19 protein-coding genes and 2 riboswitches are annotated in these 23747 nt (G+C 54.7%); of the genes, 17 read left to right on the forward strand and 2 right to left on the reverse strand.

Annotated features, from left to right (window positions below; translation table 11 throughout):
• Positions 1–227 precede the first annotated feature (227 nt).
• The 8 genes from MKZ15_RS06475 to MKZ15_RS06510 all read left to right on the forward strand — a co-directional run bounded on the left by MKZ15_RS06475 (position 228) and on the right by MKZ15_RS06510 (position 9944).
• Positions 228–1583: an extracellular solute-binding protein gene (locus MKZ15_RS06475; protein ID WP_155607610.1), complete on the forward strand. Its 1356-nt coding sequence runs from the start codon at positions 228–230 to the stop codon at positions 1581–1583.
• Between the two features lie 118 nt (positions 1584–1701).
• A complete protein-coding gene (locus tag MKZ15_RS06480; protein WP_155607609.1) occupies positions 1702–2592 on the forward strand; it encodes a sugar ABC transporter permease in 891 nt (296 codons plus the stop codon).
• A 17-nt stretch (positions 2593–2609) separates the two neighbouring features.
• Positions 2610–3434, forward strand: a complete 825-nt coding sequence (locus tag MKZ15_RS06485) for a carbohydrate ABC transporter permease (RefSeq protein ID WP_155607608.1) — start codon at positions 2610–2612, stop codon at positions 3432–3434.
• Between the two features lie 78 nt (positions 3435–3512).
• The gene (locus tag MKZ15_RS06490) at positions 3513–5282 is read left to right on the forward strand and encodes a sensor histidine kinase (RefSeq protein ID WP_155607607.1); all 1770 of its coding nucleotides are present in this window, start codon (positions 3513–3515) and stop codon (positions 5280–5282) included.
• Positions 5282–6502 carry a response regulator gene (locus MKZ15_RS06495; RefSeq protein ID WP_339820782.1) on the forward strand — a complete coding sequence of 407 codons (1221 nt, stop codon included), beginning with the start codon at positions 5282–5284 and terminating at the stop codon, positions 6500–6502. The genes MKZ15_RS06490 and MKZ15_RS06495 overlap by 1 nt, the downstream gene beginning before the upstream one ends.
• A gap of 344 nt (positions 6503–6846) precedes the next feature.
• On the forward strand, positions 6847–8172 hold the full coding sequence (locus tag MKZ15_RS06500; RefSeq protein WP_155607605.1) for a putative DNA modification/repair radical SAM protein: 1326 nt from the start codon (positions 6847–6849) through the stop codon (positions 8170–8172).
• Positions 8157–8927: a TIGR03915 family putative DNA repair protein gene (locus tag MKZ15_RS06505; protein ID WP_213622071.1), complete on the forward strand. Its 771-nt coding sequence runs from the start codon at positions 8157–8159 to the stop codon at positions 8925–8927. The genes MKZ15_RS06500 and MKZ15_RS06505 overlap by 16 nt, the downstream gene beginning before the upstream one ends.
• A 135-nt stretch (positions 8928–9062) precedes the next feature.
• Complete coding sequence (locus MKZ15_RS06510) at positions 9063–9944, forward strand: methyltransferase domain-containing protein (protein ID WP_213622070.1); 882 nt, start codon at positions 9063–9065, stop codon at positions 9942–9944.
• Positions 9945–10038: 94 nt separating this feature from the next.
• On the opposite strand, the gene MKZ15_RS06515 is transcribed toward MKZ15_RS06510, so the two are convergent.
• Entirely contained in the window at positions 10039–10827 is a 789-nt protein-coding gene (locus tag MKZ15_RS06515) for a nucleotidyltransferase domain-containing protein (RefSeq protein ID WP_213622069.1), read from the reverse strand.
• 258 nt (positions 10828–11085) lie between these two features.
• Here MKZ15_RS06515 and MKZ15_RS06520 point away from each other — a divergent pair, with 258 nt between their 5' ends.
• From MKZ15_RS06520 to MKZ15_RS06560, 9 genes are all read left to right on the forward strand, one after another.
• A complete protein-coding gene (locus MKZ15_RS06520) occupies positions 11086–12663 on the forward strand; it encodes a methyl-accepting chemotaxis protein (protein ID WP_339820788.1) in 1578 nt (525 codons plus the stop codon).
• 114 nt (positions 12664–12777) lie between these two features.
• Positions 12778–12961, forward strand: a riboswitch (cobalamin riboswitch).
• A 241-nt stretch (positions 12962–13202) separates the two neighbouring features.
• Positions 13203–14210 carry an ABC transporter substrate-binding protein gene (locus tag MKZ15_RS06525; protein WP_213622067.1) on the forward strand — a complete coding sequence of 336 codons (1008 nt, stop codon included), beginning with the start codon at positions 13203–13205 and terminating at the stop codon, positions 14208–14210.
• Complete coding sequence (locus tag MKZ15_RS06530; RefSeq protein ID WP_155607600.1) at positions 14207–15256, forward strand: iron ABC transporter permease; 1050 nt, start codon at positions 14207–14209, stop codon at positions 15254–15256. Before MKZ15_RS06525 ends, MKZ15_RS06530 begins: the two co-directional genes overlap by 4 nt.
• A complete protein-coding gene (locus MKZ15_RS06535) occupies positions 15253–16041 on the forward strand; it encodes an ABC transporter ATP-binding protein (protein ID WP_339820790.1) in 789 nt (262 codons plus the stop codon). Before MKZ15_RS06530 ends, MKZ15_RS06535 begins: the two co-directional genes overlap by 4 nt.
• A gap of 78 nt (positions 16042–16119) precedes the next feature.
• The gene (gene cobT, locus MKZ15_RS06540) at positions 16120–17208 is read left to right on the forward strand and encodes a nicotinate-nucleotide--dimethylbenzimidazole phosphoribosyltransferase (RefSeq protein ID WP_339820791.1); all 1089 of its coding nucleotides are present in this window, start codon (positions 16120–16122) and stop codon (positions 17206–17208) included.
• Positions 17205–17798, forward strand: coding sequence for a bifunctional adenosylcobinamide kinase/adenosylcobinamide-phosphate guanylyltransferase (gene cobU / locus MKZ15_RS06545; RefSeq protein ID WP_213622064.1), 594 nt, complete (start codon positions 17205–17207; stop codon positions 17796–17798). The genes cobT and cobU overlap by 4 nt, the downstream gene beginning before the upstream one ends.
• A complete protein-coding gene (gene cobS, locus MKZ15_RS06550) occupies positions 17795–18649 on the forward strand; it encodes an adenosylcobinamide-GDP ribazoletransferase (protein WP_213622063.1) in 855 nt (284 codons plus the stop codon). Before cobU ends, cobS begins: the two co-directional genes overlap by 4 nt.
• Positions 18650–18908: 259 nt before the next feature.
• Complete coding sequence (locus MKZ15_RS06555; protein WP_339822323.1) at positions 18909–20486, forward strand: cobyric acid synthase; 1578 nt, start codon at positions 18909–18911, stop codon at positions 20484–20486.
• A gap of 23 nt (positions 20487–20509) precedes the next feature.
• Positions 20510–20652, forward strand: a riboswitch (cyclic di-AMP (ydaO/yuaA leader).
• Positions 20653–20819: 167 nt separating this feature from the next.
• The gene (locus tag MKZ15_RS06560) at positions 20820–21971 is read left to right on the forward strand and encodes a KamA family radical SAM protein (RefSeq protein ID WP_193415465.1); all 1152 of its coding nucleotides are present in this window, start codon (positions 20820–20822) and stop codon (positions 21969–21971) included.
• A gap of 74 nt (positions 21972–22045) precedes the next feature.
• Here MKZ15_RS06560 and MKZ15_RS06565 read toward each other — a convergent pair whose 3' ends face one another.
• Complete coding sequence (locus MKZ15_RS06565; RefSeq protein WP_339820796.1) at positions 22046–23737, reverse strand: HAMP domain-containing methyl-accepting chemotaxis protein; 1692 nt, start codon at positions 23735–23737, stop codon at positions 22046–22048.
• Positions 23738–23747 lie beyond the last annotated feature (10 nt).

The following is a 23747-nucleotide window of genomic DNA, read 5'->3' on the forward strand; positions in this document are numbered from 1 at the left end:
CGCACCCACCACGCCCCCCGCACCCCCCGCGCCCTACCACGTCCTGCTGCATCCACGCCCTCGCCCTGCGCTGCGCATCCCGCTCCACCCCTATTCCCAATTCCAAGGAAACAGGGGAAATTCTACATTCCTAAAAAAAATCAACCGGATATCCAAAGTTCGCGCCTTGTTGAAAGCGCTTAAAGGCGAAATAATGGTTTTATCCTAAACACAGGGGGCATGATTCAATGGTCAATAAGAAGCTATGGAAGAGAACTTCGGCAATCGCTTTAACCGCCGTGCTGGCGCTGAGCTTGTCGGCATGCGGAGGCAACGCGGCGAAGAACAATGCAGCGGCGAACGAGCCGGCCGGAAACGGGGCGAAGAGCGGGAGCGGCGGCGAGAAGATCACTATCACGTTCCAGAACATTTATCCAGACCCGGCTACTCCGTCCTATAAAACGATCCATGCGCTGGTTGAAGAGTACGAAACGGCGCATCCCAACATCCATATCGAACTCGACACGCTGAATACCGACCAGCAAAAAATCAAGCTCAAAACGCAAGCCGCATCCAAAGAAGTTCCGGACATCACGATCGTGAACCCGGCGGCGCAAATGAAACCGTTCGTGGACGCCGGCCTGCTGGCGCCGCTCAACGACATGCTGGACCAAAACGGCCTGAAGGACACGTATCAAGCGGGATTGCTTGATTACTACAGCTTTGACGGCAACGTGTATGCCCTGCCGGACGGCAACAATATCGAAGTGGTTTATTACAATAAGGAACTGTTCGAGCAAGCCGGCATCACCAAAACACCGGAAACGTTCGATGAGTTCCTGGCTGACGTGAAGATCTTCAAAGAAAAAGGCATCACGCCGCTGGCGATCGGCGAGAAGGATTCCTGGACCGGTTCGTTCCTGTTCATGAACATCCTGCTTCGTACGAACGGCGGCCCTGGTTTCCTGCAAGACGTGATGGACGGCAAGAAGACGTTTGAAGATCCGGCCTTCATCGAAGCCGTCGACAAGTTCCAAGAGCTGGTGCAAGCCGGCGCGTTCCCGGACGGCGCAACCTCCATTGACGCAACGGCGGGCGGCAACATCTTCAAATCCGGTCAAGCGGCGATGTGGGTGATCGGATCCTGGGAAACCGGCGCCATCGATGCTTCGTCTGTAGCTGGCAAGGTCGGCGCATTCCAATTCCCGACTGTGAACGGCAAGGGCGATCCAAACGAGTTCATGCTCGCACCGGGCAGCGCGTTTGCGGTATCGGCGAACAGCGAGCATTTGCAGGAAACAAAGGACTTCTTGAACTTCTTTACGCTGAACTTCCCGAAGAAGCAATTTGAGAACAAAAACGCCGTAGGTCTCGGCCAAAAAGTCGACGGCGACCTGAAAGCAGCCGGTTACTCCGACCTCGCCATCAACGTGGCTGAATTGTTCAACCAAGTGAAGGGCGGCGACCTGGCGTTTGACAACACGATGAATCCGGCAACCGCGCAAGTCCACCTGAGCAGCATCCAAAACCTGTTTGTACAGAAAGTGGAATCCGCTCAAGTAGCCAAAGAACATCAAACCGCCTTCGAAGCCAATAAGCAATAATGAACTAACCCTACCGTATAAAAACTAAAAAGTTACCTTTCCATCGATGCGAAGCAGCCTTATGAGCATACGTGCCAGAGCGCTTCTTCGCATCGCATTTCTATTGGGGGGCGGAGAGATGAAAGTACTGAAAGTGCCTGCACGCACAATAGCCGTCTTCGTATTGCCTTGTCTGTTGTTGTATGTGTGCCTGGTGTTTGTTCCCATTGTCGTATCGTTTGGGACCAGTTTATTGAATTGGGACGGGATCACCACTGCGAAATTTACGGGGTTATCCAACTTCCGCGACATGTTCTGGAACGATCCAGTCTTCTGGCCGTCGGTCAGGAGAACGTTGCTTTATGCGGTAGCTTCCATGTTGGAAATTCCGCTTTGCTTGTTTTTCGCCATTTTGCTCAGCCGTTATTTGAAGAAGGGAAATACGCTGGCGTCGATTTATTTTACGCCGGTGATTTTATCGGTCGTTATTATCGGACAACTCTGGAAAACCATCTATAACCCGACCTCGATGGGCGGGATGTTGAACGGCGTGCTCATTGCCCTCGGATTGGACAGTTGGACGCATAACTGGCTGACCGAGCCGAAGATCGCCATGTTCAGCTTGTACTTCGTGTCGTTGTGGCAGTATTTCGGCTACCACCTGTTGATCCAATACACCGGGGTGCAGAACATTCCGGACGAAATTTATGAAGCCGCGAAAATCGACGGGGCGGAAGGCTTCAAAGCAGATCGTTACATCACGATGCCGCTAATCGTCCCGATTTTTAAAATATCGATCGTCTTGGCGTTTATCGGCTCCCTGCAGGCGTTTGACCTCGTGATGGTCATGACGGCCGGCGGTCCGGCGCATGCTACCGACGTCATCTCCACGCATATGTACAACAGCTCGTTCCTGTCCTTGAAGTACGGGTACGGCAGCGCGATTGCCACGTTCCTGGTTCTGTTGTGCCTTGTATGTACGGCGATCATCAATTCCATCTTCAACAAGCTCGAGAAAAAATACAGCTAGCCAAGGAGGCGAGGTCCATGCGCAAAATCAAAAAGGGAATCGTGTATCTGCTCTTTGCGATTCCGGTTGTTACTCAGCTGTACCCGCTGTTGTGGCTGCTGCTGTATTCCTTGAAGACGAATGAGGAGATCATGAGCGGGAGCTTCTTCGCCTTGCCGAAGGCGCTGCAGTGGCATAATTACAAAGATGCTTACGAGTCCGGCAGCTATTTGAAATATTTATCGAACAGCGTGATGGTCACCGCGATCACCATGATCTGCGTCATCCTCCTGAGCTCGATGGTGGCGTACGCGATTTCACGTTTCCGCTGGAAGTACGGCGGCTTGGTCATGACCGTCTTTCTGATGGGGATGATGATCCCGATGCAGGCCACGCTGTTGCCGCTGATGGTGATTTTCAAAAACGTCGATATTCTGAATACCCATCTGTCGCTCATATTGCCGTATATCGCTTTCTCCACCCCGATCGCCGTCTTTATTCTCAGCGGGTTCATGAAGAGCATCCCGGCGGAAATCGAGGAGTCGGCTTTTATCGACGGGGCGAGCATTTACCGGATCTTCCGCAGCATCATTATTCCCGTGTCCGTGCCGCCGATGATGACGGTGTGTATCCTTACCTTTATCACGATCTGGAACGAATATATTTTGGCCGCGACGTTTATCTCTTCAGAGAAGCTAAAGACCTTACCCTTTGGGGTATATACGTTCGTCAGCCAATATTCCGTCAACTACGGGGCGATCGGCGCTTTCCTCGTCATGGGCGCACTGCCGGTCATTCTGATCTATTTCTTCCTGTCGAACCAGATTACGAAAGGGATGGTTGCAGGGGCCGTCAAAGGTTAAAGGGATTATCTTGCAAAATAGGGAAGCGGACTTATAATGGAGGAGCAGCAGGACACGAGGATGGGAGGGGGAAAACAGTTGCGAAACGGCTTTCATTCCATCAACCATCGGTTGTTTTTGCTGTTTCTTTTTTGCATGTCGGGCATTTTGTTGATCGTCAGCCTGCTTTACTATAACCGGACTACCGAGCAATATCACGAGAAAATCAGCGACCTGTCGCAAAAAAACGTGGCCCAGACCGCCGGGTTGTTCAGCCTGCTTTACGAAGGGTACGACAGCTTGTCCAAGTCGATCACGAACAATTTCGAAATGATCCGCCTGTTGAACGAGAAAACCGACGAACCGGCGATAGCCTATATCAATGAGCAATCGATTACGAATATCATTGGGGCGATTTTTTATTCGCGCGACGATCTGGTGGGCATCCATGTCATCACCAACCGGGGGAAAATCTATAATTACGGCAACTCGATGAATGTGCTCGATTCGGACTATCCGAAGGAAGAATGGTATCACCAACTCCGCGATTCGTCGGGGAAATTGGTGTGGCTAGGCGTTTATGCCCATTCGCTGATTGATATGAACGAAGACAGTCCGGTGTTCGCTTTTGGCCGGCAAATTTACGATTTGAATGAACACAAGCCGATCGGGATTGCTCTCTTTGAGGTGAACCCCGGGCCTGTGCTGGATGCCCTAGATAATTTGAAGCTGGGCGAGCATAGCGAGGTCTATCTGATGAATCAGCAGGGTCAGGTCGTCTCGTCGCTGACCGAGCCGGCACCGGTGTTGCCGAACCTCCCCAAGCTGGAGGGATCCCGTAATATGGTGGTGGAGCAGAAAGATTCCGGCATTACCGTGGCCTCCCGGCTGCCTTTCTCCGACTGGTCGGTCGTCAGCGTGACGCCGCGCCAGGATTTGAACGTGGAGCTGGTGGAGACCAAACGGTATTTACTGATCGTTATCTCGATCCTGATCATCGTCTCCGCCGTCGTCGCCAGCCTCGTATCGCGGACGATCGCCAATCCGCTGAAGAAGCTGATTCGTGAGATGAAACAGGTAGAGATCGGGAATTTCCGCGGGATGGTGAACGTGTCCTCTTACCAGGAGATCAACATTCTTGTCGCCTCCTTTAACCGGATGGTTAGCCGGATCGAGGAGCTGATCGAAAGGGTCAAGGTCTCTTCGGTCAGCGAGAAGAATGCCGAGCTGCATGCGCTGCAGTCTCAGGTGAACCCGCATTTTTTGTATAACACACTGGATATGATTTACTGGCTGCTGGATGAGAAGGAGAACGATCGGTTAGGCGAGCTCGTCTTATCGCTGTCTTCGATGTTCCGCTACAGCAGCGAGTGGAAAGATGGAGCCAAGGTTACGCTGCGCGAAGAGCTGGAGCAGATCCACCATTATTTGACGATCATCCTGATCCGGCTGGAGGGCCGGCTGCGGGTGGAAACGTCGGTTGACGAGCGTTGGATGGGGATCCGCCTGCCGAAAATGACCGTTCAGCCGATCATCGAAAACGCCGTAAAATACGGGCTCGAGTCCTTGAAACGCCAAGGCGTGCTTAAGCTATATACGCAGGAGGTCGGGGACGTATTAAAGATCGTCGTGGAGGACAACGGGAATGGGATGAATGGCGAGCGGCTGGCTTGGCTGAAGCAGTCGTTGAACCGGCAAATCCCGAGGGAGTCCGGCACGGGCAGCAGCGGCATCGGGCTGCAAAACCTGCATCGCCGCATCCAGCATATGTTTGGTGAACGTTACGGTCTGGAGATCGAGAGCATTCCCGATGAAGGAACCAAGGTGGCCGTCGTGCTGCCGCTTCCAATGGAAGGAGACGTTTCATAGTGAATATTCTGATAGCCGACGACGAACGGGCGATTCGCGAAGGGATCAAACGGACGATTAAGCGGATCTCCCCGGAATATGCGGTGTATTTGGCGGAAGGAGCAGAAGAGGCGGTTAAACTGATGGGAGAGCAGCGTTTCGACATCGTCCTAACGGATATTTTGATGCCGGGGATGAACGGGCTGGAATTCATGCGGATTTCCAAACGCAAGTTTCCCTACGTGAAGTGGGTGGTTATCTCGGCCCACAGCGAGTTTGCCTACGCCCAGGAAGCGGTGCGGTTGGGGGCCCGCGATTATCTTCTCAAGCCGATCGGGAAAACCCGGCTGCAGGAAATCATCAGTACCCTGGCGGCGGAAATCCGCGAGGAAAGCGAGCTGATCAAGGAAGAGGAGCTCTTGAAGGCGAATTTGAAATATTTGCGCGAAGGCATGTTCCAGCGGCTGGCCTCAGGCCTGGATATTGGCAATCTGGATCTGACACCGTTTATGGAGGACTATCTCAGCTTTTATTTGATGATGGTCCAGATGGATGCCGGGGACAAAAGCGTGCGGCTGGAGCATTTCATCGTGGAAAATGTGCTCTCCGAGTTGATTGAACGCCATGGACGGGGGTTTGTTGTCAGCTACGACCGGCAAAGTCTGCTGGGACTGATTACGCCGCGGGATCCGGAACGAATCGGACAGTTTCAAGACGAAGTGAAGGCACATATGAAGCACTATTTGAAGGTGCCTTTTCAGATCGTCCATTCAGGTCTGAACAACGATTTCAAGATGGTGCCGCAGGTGGTCATGCGCATGAAGCAGGCCTCCGATTCGCCGGTCACCTTGCTGGATCCAGCGAAGGGCAGCGGGGAGAAGGCAATCGATGTTGCCTTGCAGTACATCAAGGAGCACTACAACGAGGATCTCTCCCTGGAAAAGGTCGCCTCCATCGTCTACCTGAACTCGGCCTATTTCAGTCAGCTGTTCAAGCAGAAGGTCGGGCTTGGCTACAAGGAGTACGTGACCTCGCTCCGGCTGGAGCAAGCGAAGCAACTCCTGCTGAACCCGAAGCTGAAGGTCGCGGAAATCGCCGAATACATCGGCTATCAGGACATGCGGCATTTTACGCAGATGTTCCGCAAGAAATATAACGTGACGCCCAATGAGTACCGGCAGCAGCAGAACATTAATATTTTGCTGGCTAGCGGCGGGATGAAGGAGTCGCAGGTGAAGTGACAAACGGGATTGCCGGGACTGCCGGGATTACTGGGATTACTCGGACTGTCGGGACTGCTGCTTTCGTGCTCTTGACCAAAAACCTGCAATTTTACATCTTTTTTCGCGGAATAGACTGTCCTGGAGAAAAAGCCTGTAAAATACAGTTTTTTTCGTGTCATAGATGGAAATCGGCCAGTTGGCCGCAAAAACCTGCACTTTTGCAGGTTTTTTGCTTTTTAGGGGACCTTTGGCGGCAAAAGCCTGCACAATTGCAGGTTTTTCCTCATACTAGTCGTGAGAGGAAGTTCATTGACGAGAACGTATGTTCGTAATATAATGCAGCCAAAAGGGAGGCTGCAGGAATGAATCTATATGACAAGCTGACCATCTTGACGGATTCGGCCAAATATGATGTATCGTGTTCTTCCAGCGGGGTTGAACGGGGAAGCGGGGCGAACGGCGACAGCCGGACGGTAGGAAACACCGTCGCTTGCGGCATTTGTCACAGCTTTGCCGCCGACGGACGTTGCATTTCGTTGCTCAAGCTGCTGATGACAAACGCCTGCATTTATGATTGCAAATATTGCGTTAACCGCCGATCTAACGACACGCGCCGCGCTGCATTCACGCCGGAGGAGCTGGCGGAGCTGACGATGCATTTCTACCGCCGCAACTACATCGAGGGCTTGTTCCTCAGCTCCGGGATCATGCGCAGCCCGGATTATACGACAGAGCAACTGATCCGGACGTTGGAGCTGCTGCGGAACCACTACGGGTTCGGCGGCTATATTCACGTGAAGGCGATACCCGGTGCCGATCCGGCGCTGATAGCCCGGCTTGGGCTGCTTGCGGACCGGATGAGCGTAAACATCGAGCTGCCGTCGCAGCACAGCTTGCTTCAGCTTGCGCCGGATAAGAGCAAGGAGGCGATCCTGAAGCCGATGCGCGCCATCCGTCAGGGCATCCGCGAGAACGGTACCGATCTCGTGAAATACCGTCACGCCCCCCGGTTTGTGCCCGGCGGGCAAAGTACGCAGCTTATCATCGGGGCTACGCCGGACAGCGATCTCAGCATCCTCAACCTGACGGAGGCGCTGTATCGCAAATATGAGCTGAAGCGGGTGTATTATTCCGCCTACACACCGGTGGCGGAGCATACACTGCTGCCGTCGCTGGATACCAAGCCGCCTCTGCTGCGGGAACACCGCTTGTACCAGGCGGACTGGCTGCTGCGGTTCTACGGCTTTGAAGCCAAGGAGCTGCTCGAGGAACGCACGCCAAATTTTAATTTATTCATGGATCCGAAATGCCATTGGGCAGTCCAGCATATCGATCGTTTTCCGGTGGAAGTCAATACGGCTCCTTATGAAACGCTGCTGCGCGTCCCGGGGATCGGAATACGAAGCGCTAAACGGATCGTGGCTGCGCGGCGAACAGGGCGGCTTGATTTTCATGGCTTGAAGAAGCTAGGGGTCGTGTTGAAGCGGGCGCAATACTTCCTCACATGTTCTGGACGTCGGCTGGAAGGACTGAAGGTGAACGAAAGCACGATTCTAAGATCCTTGTTGTCTCGCAAGGAAATCGACATGTTCCTGCCGCAGCCGAAGGTGGAGCAGCTGTCGCTGTTCTCCGACGAGGAGTTGGCGGGGACGGCAGGAAGGGAGCTCGGAGCATGGCTGCTTGGATAAAGGAAGCGGCTTACGCTTATGATGGGAGCTTCGACGGTCTGCTAACCTGTGTGTTCGAAAGCTATGAACGCAAGGAAGAACTGGTTGATCTCCGCGCTGACGACGACCCGCAGGTGACGTTATTTGAGTCGAGGTGGGTGGAGACCTCACCTGAGAAAGCGTCCCGGGTCTACAGCGCCATCGGGCGGAGCATCTCGCCGGAGGCTCAGGAGCTCGTCCGCCGCGGGTTCTTGACTTGCGAGCCGCAGAAGGATTTGTTAATCTATCGCTTCCTGCGGCTCGGATTCTGGCATGGGCGTGCAGCTATGGATATGCTGACCGAGACTACGGTGCATCGGCTTCGCAAAGCGGTAAGACATTTGAATACGGAAAGTCACGCTTTGATGGGGTTTGTCCGCTTCTCGGTATACGGCGATGTGCTCGTTTCGGTGATTGAACCCAAGAACCGCGTGTTGCCGATCTTAGCCCCGCACTTTAGCAACCGTTATCGGCATGAGGCGTTTCTGATCTACGATCAAACTCATCGCCAGGCGCTGATCCATCGCCCGAAGGAGGCGACTCCGGAGCGGACGGAGATCGTGGATCTCGATGAGCTCGTCTTGCCGGAGGTGGGGGAGCAGGAACGGGTATACCGCCGGTTGTGGAAGCAATTTTACGACACCGTGGCGATCCGGGAACGGCTGAATCCTCGGGCACAAATGTCGCATATGCCCAAGCGATACTGGGCGCAGTTGACCGAAATGCGGGATGATTGAACATTCTGGTACAATGGGGAGATAAGGACAAGAGAGGATGTCGCTAGATTGAATCCAAGCTACAATTTGAAATCATCCCCCATCACATATATTTATCCTTTTGCCAGCCATGAGAGCGAGCGGGAGCTCTGTCTGATGGAGCAGCGCGCCCTGTTCGGGCAGGCTTCAGAGGGAGACGCTTATTTGGAAAGCCCGCTCCGGCTGCCGCCCAATCGCAGCCCGTTCGTGCAGCTGCGGTTAGATGTTTTGTTTGCTGCGCCTACACTGGATGAGCTTGGCGAGCTGGCATCGTTGCTGGATTTGGAGGGATGCACCTTCAAGGTCCGATATCTCAAAAACGGACGGCGGCAAACGTATGAAGGGGAGCGCGAGGCGGAGCGCCGGATCGGTGCCCAAGTTCGCGGCATCGCGGAGATGCGTGATCCAGAGGTAACCTTGGGTGTGCTGGCGCGGCAGGACGACTGGGTGCTGGGGATATGCCGAATCTCGGACCCGGTCTGGCTTGCGCACAAGGAGAAGCCGCATAACTACTCCACCGGGTTAACGACGGTGGTGGCTCGGGCGCTGGTCAATATCGCCGTGCCCAACCCGGAAGGTAAGCGAGCCATCGACCCGTGCTGCGGGATGGGCAATGTGCTGATCGAAGCGATGTCGATGGGGATTGACATCGTTGGCAGGGACATCAATCCTGTGGCGATTCGCGGAGCAAGAAGCAATCTACGTCACTTTGGCTATGACGATACAGGAATCGTGGAGATCGGAGATTTAAATGAGCTGGACGGGGCGTACGATGCCGCGATCGTCGACCTTCCTTACAATTTGTGTTCGGTACTAACCGCCACGGAGCGACGGCGGATGCTGGAAAGCGTAAAGCGAATCTCGACAAGAGCGGTGATCGTCTCCACCGAGCCGCTGGAGCAAGATATTGCTGAAGCGAGATTGATTGTTACGGACCACTGCGCCGTTAGCAAAGGCCATTTCGTTCGGCAGGTTTGGGGGGTTACAAGAGAAAAGTAACGTAATGCGTTATATTTTTTAGATTCCGTTTGATAGTATTGTTGCCTCCGATTTGCACTGTAAAGCCCCCCACTACCCATAGTGGGGGGCTCTATCATTGGGATCGTTCTGAATATATTCCTTCAAGAAACTCAATTGTGATGCGTTCCGCTTCGCTCCTCGGTGAAATTTCCGAAACTTGACGTAGCCGTTGATACATTTTGATTGTATTTTTTAGAGCGAGGTAGCAACTCTCAAAGCTGTGGATGGGAATGGTTCCTTTTAATTCTTCTACTTCCTCGAGCGCGTGTTTTTCTAGCTTTCGAACTCCTCTCGGGAGATGGCCGTTGTTAATGAGTACCAGCGGCCCCAACACTGCATTCCGCATAAATGTTATAGTATCGATTAATTCGAACAATTCGCCTCTTCCTAATTTTGTAGCGCAGTAATGCACCCATACCCAGAAACGGTCTTCAATCCATTGAGGATGAGGGATTGGGAAAGACGGACTTGTTTTACTAATGATAGATGTTATAGCAGCACCTCTCTCCCAAAGAATCAAAGGATTCTCAATTCGGGATCCGAGCTCATCCAGTTGGACAAATTTCAGGTCCACATGAAGAGGAGGTGGGCCATATAAACATATAAGCAATCTAGGTTCTCCGACGTGTTCGCCTGTAAATGCTGAAAGTAAGTTACCCAGTCTTTCGGCAATTGAGTGGCGTTGTTCCATGATCTCGCTTCGAAAAGCAGAATTGTACACAATGATTAAGTCCAGATCACTATACTCATCCATTTCCCCGTACATCATGGATCCACCTGCGAGAAGACCTATTATTCGTTGATCTTGACTCACATACTCAATGGCTTCCTGTATGAATTGATTGTGTAAAGGTAACTTCATGATAAGCACTCCTTAGATTGTGACCCATCAAAAGGGTATTATTATAAAATATCATATATATTGAGTATGCCGCAAATCATTGATCAATTTACCAGAAATAAATCGGGTACGCCAGACACAACGTTCTTAAAATGAACGTTCTCTTTATAGAAATCCGTCGATTATTTGCACCCTGTCTCGAAACTCCTAACTTTTTCCTTTTTATGACTCCAGTCCTATTTTATAATGTTAGCAAAGTTTACACATAGGGGTGGGGACATGAATCAACTTCGTTGGTTAGGAAGAAACGCCGTTTGGCTTGGCGTGGGATTGGCAGTTCTTCTCGCAGTTTGTGCGGTAGTAGCGAAGACGCCATGGTATATCACGGCTCTTGCGCTATTGACGCTCCTCTGCTTGGGTTATTCCCTGCTGCCGTCGGGAACCGGCCGGGGGACTGCGCCGTGGTGGGGACTGCTGGGAGGCAAGTCCGTTGCGGCGAGTGCGGATGAACCCGTGCGGAAGGAGAACGATTGGACAACGGTCTTCAATGAGTCGCTGGTGGCGGCGGATCGGTTGCAGGCGGCGGTCGGCGAAGTAGGCGGGAGCCTTGAGCAACTGCACAGGTTGGCCGACACGGCGGCGGCGGAGGATTTGAAGCTAAAGCACAGCAGCGAGCGCTCACTGGAACAGGTGCAGGAGAGCCTCGCTGCGATGGAGGAGGTTGCCGCATCGGCTTCCCAAATCCATGACGCCGCAGAGCATCTCCTAAGCCGCAGCGAGCACACCCGGGCCGAAGCGGTGCGCATGGCTGGGGCGCTTGAAGCGGCGGATGGCACGATCCGTTCGTTGGCCGATTCCCAGGAATCGATTGCCGGGCCGATGGAGGAATTGGAGGGGAATACGCGGAAGTTGGGCGCGCTGTACCGGAGTTTGGAAGAGATCGCCGGGGAGGTGGCTTTGCTGGCGCTGAACGCATCCATTGAAGCGGCCCGTTTGGGGGCTCAAGGCAAAGGTTTCGACGTGGTAGCCGTACGTATGCGTCAGCTGGCGGACCAAAGCACCGAAGCGATCAGCCGCTCTGCTCCGTTGTTCCGGCAGATTGCCGCGGATGTGGACCGCGTGAAGTCCACGCTGAAAGGCGGCCGGGACTCGGCGCTGGAGGGCATTTCCCTGATGAAGCGAATGGGTGAGGATATTCGTTTCATCGCGGAGGAAGTGGCCGGAGTGAATGGACTGGTTGCCGAGACAGGGCAGCGAAGCCGGGAGCAAGCCGAGCTGACGCGTAACATGGAAGCCATGCTGGGTGAGGTGCATGAAGCACTGAATCGAAGCATCATCCATGTGGAGGGGGCGCTGTCTCGAATGGAGTCTGAACGGGAGCATATTTCCAAGCTGCAGACCGTAGTCGTGGGGCTCGACCGGGCGCAAGGCGAACTGATGGTTTCGCTTAACTCCGTGCATTCGGGGACGGATTTGGCCGCCGGAGGTGAGGAAGCGGTGGCGTTGGGACAGGCCTATGCCCGGAAGCTGCTTAAGGCAGCCGATCAGCCGCGGTTCCTGGCGATGGAACCGGCTGGACACCGAGCCGCTCTGGAGGAGCTATTGGCCGCGGAACCGGGACTTGAAGCAGCTTGGTCAAACCGTGAGGACGGATCCTTTGTCGTGTCCATCCCGGAGGCTGGTTTGCTGAACGCCAAAGGTCGGGAATGGTTCCGCCGTGCTTTTGCCGGGGAAACGGTCGTCTCCGAGGCGTATATCTCAGCGATTACGAAACGGCGGTGCATGACGCTTGCCGTGCCCATCCGTCGGGACGGCGAAGCGATTGGCGTCCTGGGAGCGGATTTGTCTCTGGAGTGAAGTCGAAGACATGACGAAGCGGATTAGATATTGTCAGTTTCCCGCTTTTCCCCTATAATCCAATAGAGAAGAAAGCCTTAAGACAAGCGTACAAATTGTGCCCGTAGGTCCTGAAGCAGCGGTGAAGAACGCCGTGCCGCTTCGGGTTAAAAGGGAAGCCGGTGCAAATCCGGCACGGTCCCGCCACTGTAAACAGGGACGAGCTCACGATGCCACTGTCGCCCGCTAGGGAGATGGGAAGGCGAGCTTTCGTCGATACCTGGAAGTCAGGAGACCTGCCACGGGAAATCAAGACGGTCCTTCGAGGAAAGGATAACGTTCTGCCAAGAGTATCATGGCTTGGCGCCAGACTGTGGAGCTCTCCACTTCGTCGGCGCGCGGCATGACTTTGTAGACGTAACCCCATCCGCTAGGATAGGGGTTTTTCTTTGTTGCCGGGATGGTGTTCGGCTGGACTTGAAATCCGGCTGCACAACGTACCGCTGAAGCACGAGGCGATTCTTTACCAACTGGAATGAACAAAAAGGGGAGATTTGGAGATGAAGAACTGGAAACGAATCGCAAGCTTGGGCTTGTTGGCCTTGCTGCTGGTGCTGGCTGCCTGCGGTAACAACGCAGTGAATCAAGGAACGGGGAACGTTGCGGAGGCGACGCAGCAGACGCAAAACGCGGGAACAAATGCTGAAGCGAATCAACCAGCCGCACAGGAGACGACTTATCCCTATACCGTAACGGATTCCACCGGCAAGGAGTTCACGTTTGACGCAGCGCCGGAACGAATCGTTTCGCTGGCGCCGTCAGAGACGGAAGTGCTGTTTGCTCTTGGGCTTAATGAACAAGTCGCCGGCGTATCCGATTTGGACGACTATCCGGAAGCGGTGAAGGACAAACCGCGGATGGGCGGATTCCAGGTGAACGTTGAAGCGATCGTGGCGGCGCAGCCGGATCTCATTTTGGCAGCTAGTCTCATTGATGAGGCGACGGTCAAAAGCCTGACGGATATGGGACTTCAAGTGTTCCAATCCAATCCGAAAACGATCGATGCGGTTATGGAGCATATCCAAACGATTGGCAAAATCACGAATCACCAGGCCGAAGCGGACGAAGTGGTCGGGAAGATGAAGCAGGAGGTCCAAACCGTTACTGATGCGGTGGGTTCGCTGAGCGAGGATCAGAAGAAAAAGGTGTACATCGAGTTTTCCCCAGGCTGGACAGTCGGTAAAGGTGAATTTATGGATGAAATGATCACGTTATCGGGCGGCATCAACGTTGCTTCCGAGGTTGAGGGATGGTCCGAGATTAATGAAGAGCAGATTATTCAAGCGAACCCGGATGTCATTTTGTATGCAAAAAGCGTAATTGACGAGAACAACAAGACGTTGGCTGACATCATCAAAGGCCGTTCCGGCTGGGACCAAATATCGGCTGTGAAGGAGAATCGGATCATTGCTATGGACGATAATCTGCTTAGTCGTACAGGTCCTCGCGTGACACAAGGGCTAATCGAAGTCGCCAAAGCGATTCATCCGGATTTGATCCAGCCATGACGCGCGGCAGATTAGCCGGATATGGGGCGGCGGGACTCGTTCTGCTAGCGGTGACGTTGCTGTTCTGCATCGGCATTGGCTCTGTCTATGTTCCGGCAGGGGATATTGCGGCCATCCTGCTGCATCGGCTCCCGGGTCTTGGCCGCTTGATTACGCCGGACTGGGGCGCTGCGGCAGAGCAAATCGTCGTGCAGGTTCGCTTGCCTCGCGTGCTGCTCGGGATGTTGGTTGGCGCTTCGCTCGCCGTGGCGGGCGCAGGCTTTCAAGGCGTGCTGCGCAACCCGCTGGCGGATCCCTTTACGTTAGGGGTATCGTCAGGTTCGGCGATCGGTGCGGCTGTGCTGATTTTTTTCGGATGGCAGTTTTCGTTGCTTGGCATCTTTACGTTGCCTATGATCGCCTTCGTGACCGGGGCGGTTACGTTATGGATCGTGATCTGGCTGGCCCGGGAGAACGGGAAGCTGCCCATCGAAAGCCTGGTCTTGTCCGGCGTCGTGATGCAGTCTTTTCTAGGGGCGGTCGTGTCCTTTTTAACGGCGATGTCGAAAAAAACGATCAATGAGATTTATTATTGGACGATGGGCAGTTTGAGCTTGCGCGGATGGTCGTATACGGCCATCCTTTTGCCGTATTTGCTGGTGGGGGCCCTGTTCCTGTGGAGCCGGGCCAAGCATTTGAACCTGCTGGCTCTTGGTGAACGTCAGGCTTCCCACTCCGGGATGGCTGTGGAACGGACCAAACTGGCCGTGTTGCTCGTCGCCACGCTGATGACGGCAGCTGCGGTGTCGGTGTCCGGGGTGATCGGATTCGTAGGTCTGGTCGTTCCGCATATGATCCGACTGATCACCGGACCGAATTACCGCCTAATCATCCCGCTGTCCGCGCTAGGTGGGGGGATATTCATGATGTGGAGCGACCTGGCCGCCCGCTCTCTGCTGGCCCCTACAGAAATTCCGCTGGGCATCGTCACCGCGTTTGTGGGAGCGCCTTTCTTTGGGTATCTGCTGTACCGGAAGAAAAAGCAGAGAGAGGAGGAGCTGCGTTGATCGAGGTGCGGGGAGTTGCGAAGGCGTTTGGTCGCCTCGAAGTGCTGAACGAAGTGGATTGGCGGGTCGGCCGCGGCGAGTTTTGGGGATTGATCGGTCCAAACGGCAGCGGCAAAACGACCCTCCTGAACCTAATCTCAGGTGTGGAACAACCGGATTCCGGCGCGATTGCGCTGGAGGGGCGTCCGTTGACGGCCTACTCCCGCAAGGAACTGTCGCGTAAAGTCGCCGTTCTCCAACAGGACGGGCTTCCGTCCGTCGCGTTCACGGTTCGCGAGGTCGTAGAGATGGGCCGATTCGCCCATCAGGATTGGCGCGGCAGGGAGATAGGTGGGGCGGAGGCCGGCCGCCGCCTCATCGACGGCATTATGGAGCGCCTTGACTTGAAGGAGCTCGAGCATCGTCCGTTGGGCGTGCTGAGCGGGGGGCAGCGGCAGCGGGTAGCGCTCGGGAAAGTGATGGCCCAGCAGCCCGAGCTGGTGCTGCTTGATGAACCAACGACCTATTTGGACTTGCGCTACCAGATGCAGTTTATGGAGATGGTCGCTGATTGGCAGCGAGAAGCGGGGCTAACTGTCGTTTCGGTCATGCATGATCTGAATTTGGCTGCGTTGTTTTGCAGCCATCTTCTTGTCATGAGCGGAGGTCGGATTGTGGATCAGGGGGCGCCGGAGAATATTTTGTCGCCGGAGCTAGTCGCCGGGGTGTTTGGGGTTCAGGCACATCAAGTGCCTCATCCGGATTCAAACGTTCCGCAGCTGCTGCTGCGTCGAGAACGGTCGTGAGTACCGGCTGCTATGGCGGCGTGAGAAGTGCAAGAACGCTGATGCGTAAGATGCGTAATGATGAAAGGGGAATGCATGATGGGATACGATTCAATAGGACAACTGACACAAGCGATAACCCCGCTGGACGAAGTCGCGATGGCGGCGGCCCGCGCCCATGTGGACCGTTTGACGAAACCTCCGGGGAGTCTCGGGAAGCTGGAAGGATTGGCCGTGAAGTTGGCGGGCATTACGGGAGAGGTCCAACCCGCGTTCCGGAAACGTTCAGTGATCGTCATGGCGGCGGATCACGGCGTCTGTGAGGAAGGGGTCAGCGCATTTCCGGTCGAAGTGACTCCGCAGATGGTACACAACTTTTTGGCTGGAGGTGCGGCGGTGAATGTGCTGGCGCGTCAAGCTTCGGCTGACGTCGTTTGCGTGGATATCGGGGTTAATGCAGAGTTGTCGCATCCGTCTCTTGTTCAGCGGAAGCTGCGTTACGGAACCGGGAACATGGCCAATGGACCGGCGATGAGCCGAGAAGAAGCCGAAGCCGCTATCCGAGTGGGGGCTCAAGTCGTCGATGACGCGGTATCCCAAGGCGTTCGACTGTTCGTTACCGGGGAGATGGGCATCGGCAACACCACAGCTAGCGCTGCGATCATGAGCAGTCTGACTGGAGTTGTGCCGCAGCAAAGCGTTGGACGCGGGACCGGAGTCAACGATGAACGGCTGCGGCATAAGATCGCCGTCGTGGAGCGGGCGCTGGAAGCAAATCGCCCCAATGCGGACGATCCGCTGGATGTGCTGGCTAAGGTGGGCGGACTTGAAATCGCGGGATTAACCGGCGTTATCCTGGGGGCCGCCGCCCAGCGCTGCCCGGTTGTGATCGACGGATTTATTTCGACCGTCGCTGCGTTGCTCGCGGTGCGCATGAAGCCGGAGTCAGCCGGGTTTCTGATCGCTTCGCACGTCTCTCACGAGCAGGGACACCGCGCGCTCCTGCAGGAGCTCGGGCTGAACCCGATGCTGGAGTTGGACATGCGGCTGGGTGAAGGCACGGGCGGCGTGCTTGCGCTGCATCTCATCGACGCGGCTTGCCGCATCGTGGCCGAGATGGCGACGTTTGAGAGCGCAGGTGTCGCAGATGGCGGGCATGGCGGGGATAACGGGGAGATCGCACGATGAAGATCCTGGTGACCGGCGGCGCCCGCAGCGGCAAAAGTACGTTCGCCGAACGCTGGGTGATGAAACAGGCAAAATCGGCCGGGTATGTTGCGACGGCGCAAGCGTTTGACGATGAGATGAAAGCCCGGATCAACCTGCACCGTCTCCAGCGGGAGCAAAGCGGGTTTGCCTGGACAACACATGAAGCGCCGCTTGGTCTGGCCAATCTGCTGTACGAGCTGAGTGAGCAGCCCGTTATAACAGGAGAGAAATCGGCATCGGAGGTCGCTAGCCCGATCGTGCTGGTCGACTGTCTGACCCTGTGGCTGTCGAACGTGCTCCTGGGCGCAGGCGATGGACAGGATACCTCCGACAGCGTGCTGGCGCGAGAAATCGAGCAGCTGATCGCCGCAATCGAAGCCTTCCCCGGTACGCTGGTGATGGTGACCAACGAGGTGGGCAGCGGCATCGTACCCGAGTATCCGTTAGGTCGGCAATACCGGGATTGGGCAGGGCTGCTGAACCGGACAATAGCGTCAATTTCGGATCAGGTCTTTCTGGTCACTGCCGGAATCCCCATCGAATTGAAAAGCCGGGAGTATCGCTTATGACCGAATCGAAACGCGATATTAATCCCCGGAGTGCCAAGTCCGGCGTCCTGCAACCGTTGCTGGCCGCATTCCAATTCCTGTCCCGCTTCCCGGTTCGGGCCGAACTGGAATTTACGCCGGACCTGTTGCGACGCAGCACCACTTATTATCCGCTTGTGGGAGCGGCGATCGGCGTCGCCGTCTGGGTAGGGGGCTGGCTCGCCGCCTGGCTGCTTCCGCCGCTTCCGGCAGCCATACTCGCCTTAATCCTTTGGGTCTGGTTAACCGGAGGGCTGCATCTGGACGGTTGGATGGATACGGCTGACGGATTGCTGAGCTACCGGCCACGCGAGAAGATGCTAGAGATTATGAAAGACAGCCGGGTTGGCGCAATGGGCGTGTTGGCGTGTGTTCTCTTGCTCTTATTTAAGGCCTCGTTGTTGGCACCCCTCCTCCAAGGAGATAGGCTGACAACGGGGCTCGCGTTGCTGATGGCCCCTTTATGGAGCCGCTGGTTTATGAGCCGGGCGATGTTTCGATGGCCGAAGGCTCGGCAAGGTGAGGGATTAGCCGCGCAGTTTCACGGCTTTGGTGAGCGGGATGCCTGGGGAGGCACTATGATGGCGGTTACGCTTACGGTCATGGTGCTGCTGCTAACCCTGCTCCTGTCGCTGAGCGGAGCTGACGAAACCGCATTGCTTCGCTCGCTATTATATATCGTTGCGGCGCCTTTGATTGCCTGGGCAGCGGGCACCTGGGCGGCCCGTCGGATCAGTGCCAAACTGGGCGGTTTGACTGGGGATACATACGGTGCGCTTGGTGAAGGGCTGGAGGCTGTCCTGCTTCTGCTCGCCGTGTTGATTTTGCGGTAAGGCCTAGATGTTAATGTCATAGCAAGTCCGTGTCCCAACCGAGGTTTTGCACCATTATCCCTTAGGCTCAGGGTGCTAATAACGATAACAATACAAGGGCCCCCACCCTTAATGAAAGGGATAATCGTGCAAAGCAGCCTGCAGAGGAACAAATCTCACGATTCGGAAAGGAGTGGAGGCTAAAGTGAACAAAAGGCTTGACGAGTTTGAAGTTACTGGCGCAGATTCTGATGCCCCGGCTCCGGCCAGCGCGTTGCTGATGATCCAAGGCACGGCATCGGACGTGGGTAAAAGCGTCATCGTGACGGCATTATGCCGTATTTTCGCGCAGGACGGGCTTCATCCAGCTCCGTTTAAGTCGCAGAATATGGCTCTGAACTCCTATGTTACACCAGACGGATTCGAAATCGGTCGGGCGCAAGGAATCCAGGCGGAGGCTTGCGGGATCGACGCCACCACGGACATGAATCCGGTGTTAATCAAGCCAACGGGTGAGATGCATTCGCAAATCGTCGTTCACGGGCGTCCTTACCGGCATCTCAGCGCATCGGACTATCGCGAGGAGTTCCTGCCCCATGCCAAATCGCTGGTGGTGGAAGCGCTTGGAAGGCTGCGCGAGAAGCACGGCATCGTCGTCATGGAGGGGGCTGGCAGCCCGGCGGAAATCAACCTGAAGCAGCGGGATATCGTCAATATGAATTTGGCTGAGTGGGCGGATGCTCCGGTCATTTTGGTAGGCGATATCGACCGTGGCGGCGTATTTGCCTTTCTCGTCGGCACGTTGGAGCTGCTGGAGCCGCACGAACGAGCTCGAGTCAAAGGGTTCATGATCAACAAGTTCCGCGGCGACTTGTCCCTGCTGCAGCCCGGGCTGGATTGGCTGGAGCAGCGGACCGGGATTCCTGTGTTAGGCGTGCTCCCGTTTCTGCCTGATCTGGATATTGAAGCGGAGGATTCCGTTGTTATGGATACTTATGTTTCCCGCTCAGAGAAGGCTGCCGGTAAGGTGCTGGATATCGCGGTCATTCGTTACCCGCGAATTTCTAATTTTACCGATTTCGCACCTTTGGCTGCCGAACCGGATGTGTCACTGCGTTACGTGAGTAAACCTTCGGAACTTGGACATCCGGATGCCGTGATTTTACCGGGAACCAAGGATACGATCGGGGATTTAACATTTCTGCGGGAGCAAGGGCTGGAGGGAGCAATTTGCAGTTTGATCGAAGGGAATACCCAAGCCCAGCTTGTCGGCATTTGTGGTGGGTATCAAATGCTGGGAGAGCAATTGCATGATCCAGACGCGGTAGAATCCGGACAAGTGAGAACGGCGATAGGAATTGGTTTGCTACCTTTAACAACAACCTTCATTCCGGGCAAAAGGACCGTTCGCGTTTATGGCCAAACGATAGACAACCTGCCAGTTCTGCTGCATCCTTCGGATCGTCGATTGCCGATAGAAGGCTATGAGATCCATGCTGGCGAGACCCAATTCCTTCGGGACATCAGTCCTTTGTTTATGTTACAAGCCGAAGGGATGGAGCCCACGCAGGGGGGAGCGGAGGACGCCCCACATCCGGAAGGCGCAGTCCGAGCCGACGGGAGAGTGTTCGGAACGTATCTGCACGGTTTGTTCCACAATGATACCTGGCGGCGCGCCTGGCTGGATGGGCTTCGTACAAGCAAAGGACTGGAACCTTTGGGCACCACTTTTGCGTCCTTCTCGCGGAAGGAAGAAGCCTTCAACCGGCTGGCTGATGTAGTCCGCTGCCATTTGCGGATGGACCTGGTCTACGAAATTTCCGGAATTCGGCCGAGCGCGGAAGAAGGTAAGCTTTGACAAATCAGGCGATTCTAAGGTAGCATGATAGTACGCTTAATTTTCGATGAGTAAAGTCGAAAAGCGGGGGAACCATTTTTTGGGGCGAATCGTTGCTAGTTTTAACGTAGGGAACCATCTTTCCCGAGCCCGTCAGCTAACCTCGTTTGCAGTGGATGGGTCATCTTAAATATGTTCAGTCATCAACTAATGACCCTGTTTATTTGAGCGGGGTCTTTTTGTGCTTCTCAAGGGATATGACCCGAGCATTCGGCGGAGTACTCGCATTCACTGCAAGGTTTCCCGCTACCGCTACTTCTTTACGCATCGATCCCATTTAAGGAGGAGATGATTATGGCAAATCCGAAGTACATCACCGACATCGCCAAGGTGAGCGAATTGTCCGAACAGGAGCGTCAGGAATTGAAACCGATTACGGACAAATTCGTCTTTCGGGTAAATGATTACTATTTGAATCTGATCGACTGGAACGATCCGGAAGACCCGATCCGCAAGCTGGTGATCCCGAATACGGGAGAGCTTAAGGAATACGGGCGTTGGGACGCTTCCGACGAGGCGACGAACTATGCGGTTCCCGGCTGTCAGCACAAATACCGGACGACCGCTCTGTTGATCGTCTCCGAGGTTTGCGGCTCCTACTGCCGCTATTGCTTCCGCAAACGCTTGTTCCGCAACGATGTGAAGGAGGCGATGTCGGATGTGACGCCCGGCATCGAGTACATCGCTCAGCATCCCGAGATCAACAACGTCTTATTGACCGGCGGTGACAGCCTGATCCTGGCTACGAGGAAGCTGCGTACTATACTCGAACAGCTGCGAGCCATTGAACATGTGAAAATCATCCGCCTCGGCTCGAAAATCCCCGTTTTTAATCCCATGCGCATTTATGAAGATCCGGAGCTGCTGGATCTGATCAGGGAATTCTCCACCGTAGACCAACGTATTTATGTTATGGCGCATATCAATCATCCGCGCGAAATGACCCCTGAGGCCAAACGAGGCTTTCAGGCGTTGCACGACGCCGGGGCTATTGTGGTCAATCAAACGCCGATCCTCAAAGGCATTAACGACGATGCGGCCGTGCTTGGCGAATTGCTGGATCGGTTGTCCTGGGCAGGCGTCACACCCTACTATTTCTTCATCAACCGGCCAGTAGCTGGAAACGCCGATTTTGTCATTCCGCTGAAACGGGCGTACCAGCTGGTTGAGGAAGCGAAGGCCCGCACTTCGGGCCTGGGCAAGCGCGTGCGCTTGTCGATGAGTCACTCTTCGGGAAAAATCGAAATCCTCGCAATCGAAGACGGCCAGGCTTATCTCAAATATCATCAGTCGCGAGACCATGATTACGGCAAGTTCATGATTTTGCCTTGTCCGGACGAGGCTGCTTGGTTCGATGACCTGCCGGGCAACGAAGCCTACTGGAGGAAACCGGAGCGGAGGCAAGACGAAGCCGTCTCCTTCAACGAAATGTCCGTTACCGGGTAAAACAAAACGTACCCTGACCGCCGGCTCCGTAAAAGGGAGGCAGTAAGGGTACGTTTTTTTTCTCTAAACTCCGGTTAAATCCGGAATTTCGCAATCGATTCTTGCAGCGACAACGCCTGTTCATGCAGCGAACGAACTGTTCGGGCGTGGCTTTCCATTTCACTGAGCTGCTGCTGCGAATATTCGGCGATTTGCTCCATATTGGCCAACGATTTAGCGGTAATATTCGCCGACTCTTCAACGGAAGCGGTCACTTCCTCGGTTCCGGCGGACACCTCCTGCGTGGATGCCGAAACGGATTGGATCGTCAAGTTGACGTTCTGAATGAGTTCCGTCAATTGTTCGAAGGCTTGTCCGGCTTGCTTCACGCGCTCGGTCCCGGAGACGATTTCCTCGCTAGCGCGCTGCATCGCGCTGACGGAATTTTCCGATTCTTCTCGAATGCTGAGCAGATTCTCCCCGATTTCCTCCATCGCCAGGCGGGATTGCTCGGCCAGCTTGCGAACTTCCTCCGCTACGACAGCAAATCCTTTCCCGTGCTCGCCGGCCCGTGCGGCTTCGATCGCTGCGTTGAGGGCCAAAATATTGATTTGCTTCGTGATTTCGGTAATCGTTCCTACAACGTTCGAAATCGATTCGGAGCGATCGTTTAACGTGCGAATATGCTCGAGCGTCCGATTGGCTGCATCTTCCACGTTCTGCATTTGCATCACGGCCGTCTGGGCCAACGTATTGCCGGTGCCAGCTTCATCGGCAGCTTGTCCGATCCGTTCGGTGACTTCGCCGGACGAAGCGGCGATATGCTGCACGCCTTGCGAAATTTCTTCCATCGCCCGGGCGTTTTCAGCTGCGGCGGAGGCAATCGTGATGCTGCCAGTCTCGATTTCCCGAGTGGCCGCACCCGAACGCGAGATCAAATCCTCAAACGTTATAACCGATCGGGACAAGTCTTCCGAGCCGCCTACGACCGCGTGAGACGTTTCCATGACAGCGGCGAACATGTCCTTAAGCTGATTGGTCATTGTCAGGAAACTGCCGGCTAGTTGGGCAACTTCGTCATTTCCCTTCACCTCGACCGTTTGGCGGAAATCGCCGCCGGCCATTTTTTCCGTAATCGCCACCAGTTTCTTGATCGGTTTTGTGATTCGCGCGCTGACAAAGTATGCCGCCGCCATTCCCGCGATAATGACGAGCAGGGTGATACCGATACATATGTATAAAATCTGGTCCTTCTTCTGATCGATGAAGGTGGCGTCAAGGCCTACGGCCAACATCGCTTTGCTGCCGGGGATCGCGATAAAGGCTGTTTTGTGCGAGCCGAATTGGTCGGAATATAACTCGCTGATTTGTACCCCGCCTTTAGATGCCTCGGACATGGCCGGTTGGAGATCCAACTTGTCACCCGGTTTCATGCCGGAATTCTCGTTCGCGGCCAAAACGGCAGCGCCATCCTCTTGAATCTGGAGCAGATAAGCAGTGCTCAAATTAAAGTCCTTGGCACTTTTCGTCAAATACGTCTCCACCGTAAAACGTGAATTATCTTTCCCGCTAAGTAATTGCAGGGCTTGGGTCGTATCCAGCCGCTTGAAGATATCCTGTGTACTGGTCTGCAGCACCTTGTCGAACTGCGGCAGCACATTTTGATTAATGATCCCCATTGAAATGTTATAAAAGCTGACGCTAAACAAAAGAGATGATACGACAATGATCACCGCATAGGTACTCATAAGTCTGCGGCTAATGGAGCGATTAATGACCTTGAACACGAAAATCCTC

This window comes from Paenibacillus sp. FSL R7-0216, assembly GCF_037969915.1.
GTDB lineage: Bacteria > Bacillota > Bacilli > Paenibacillales > Paenibacillaceae > Fontibacillus > Fontibacillus rhizolycopersici.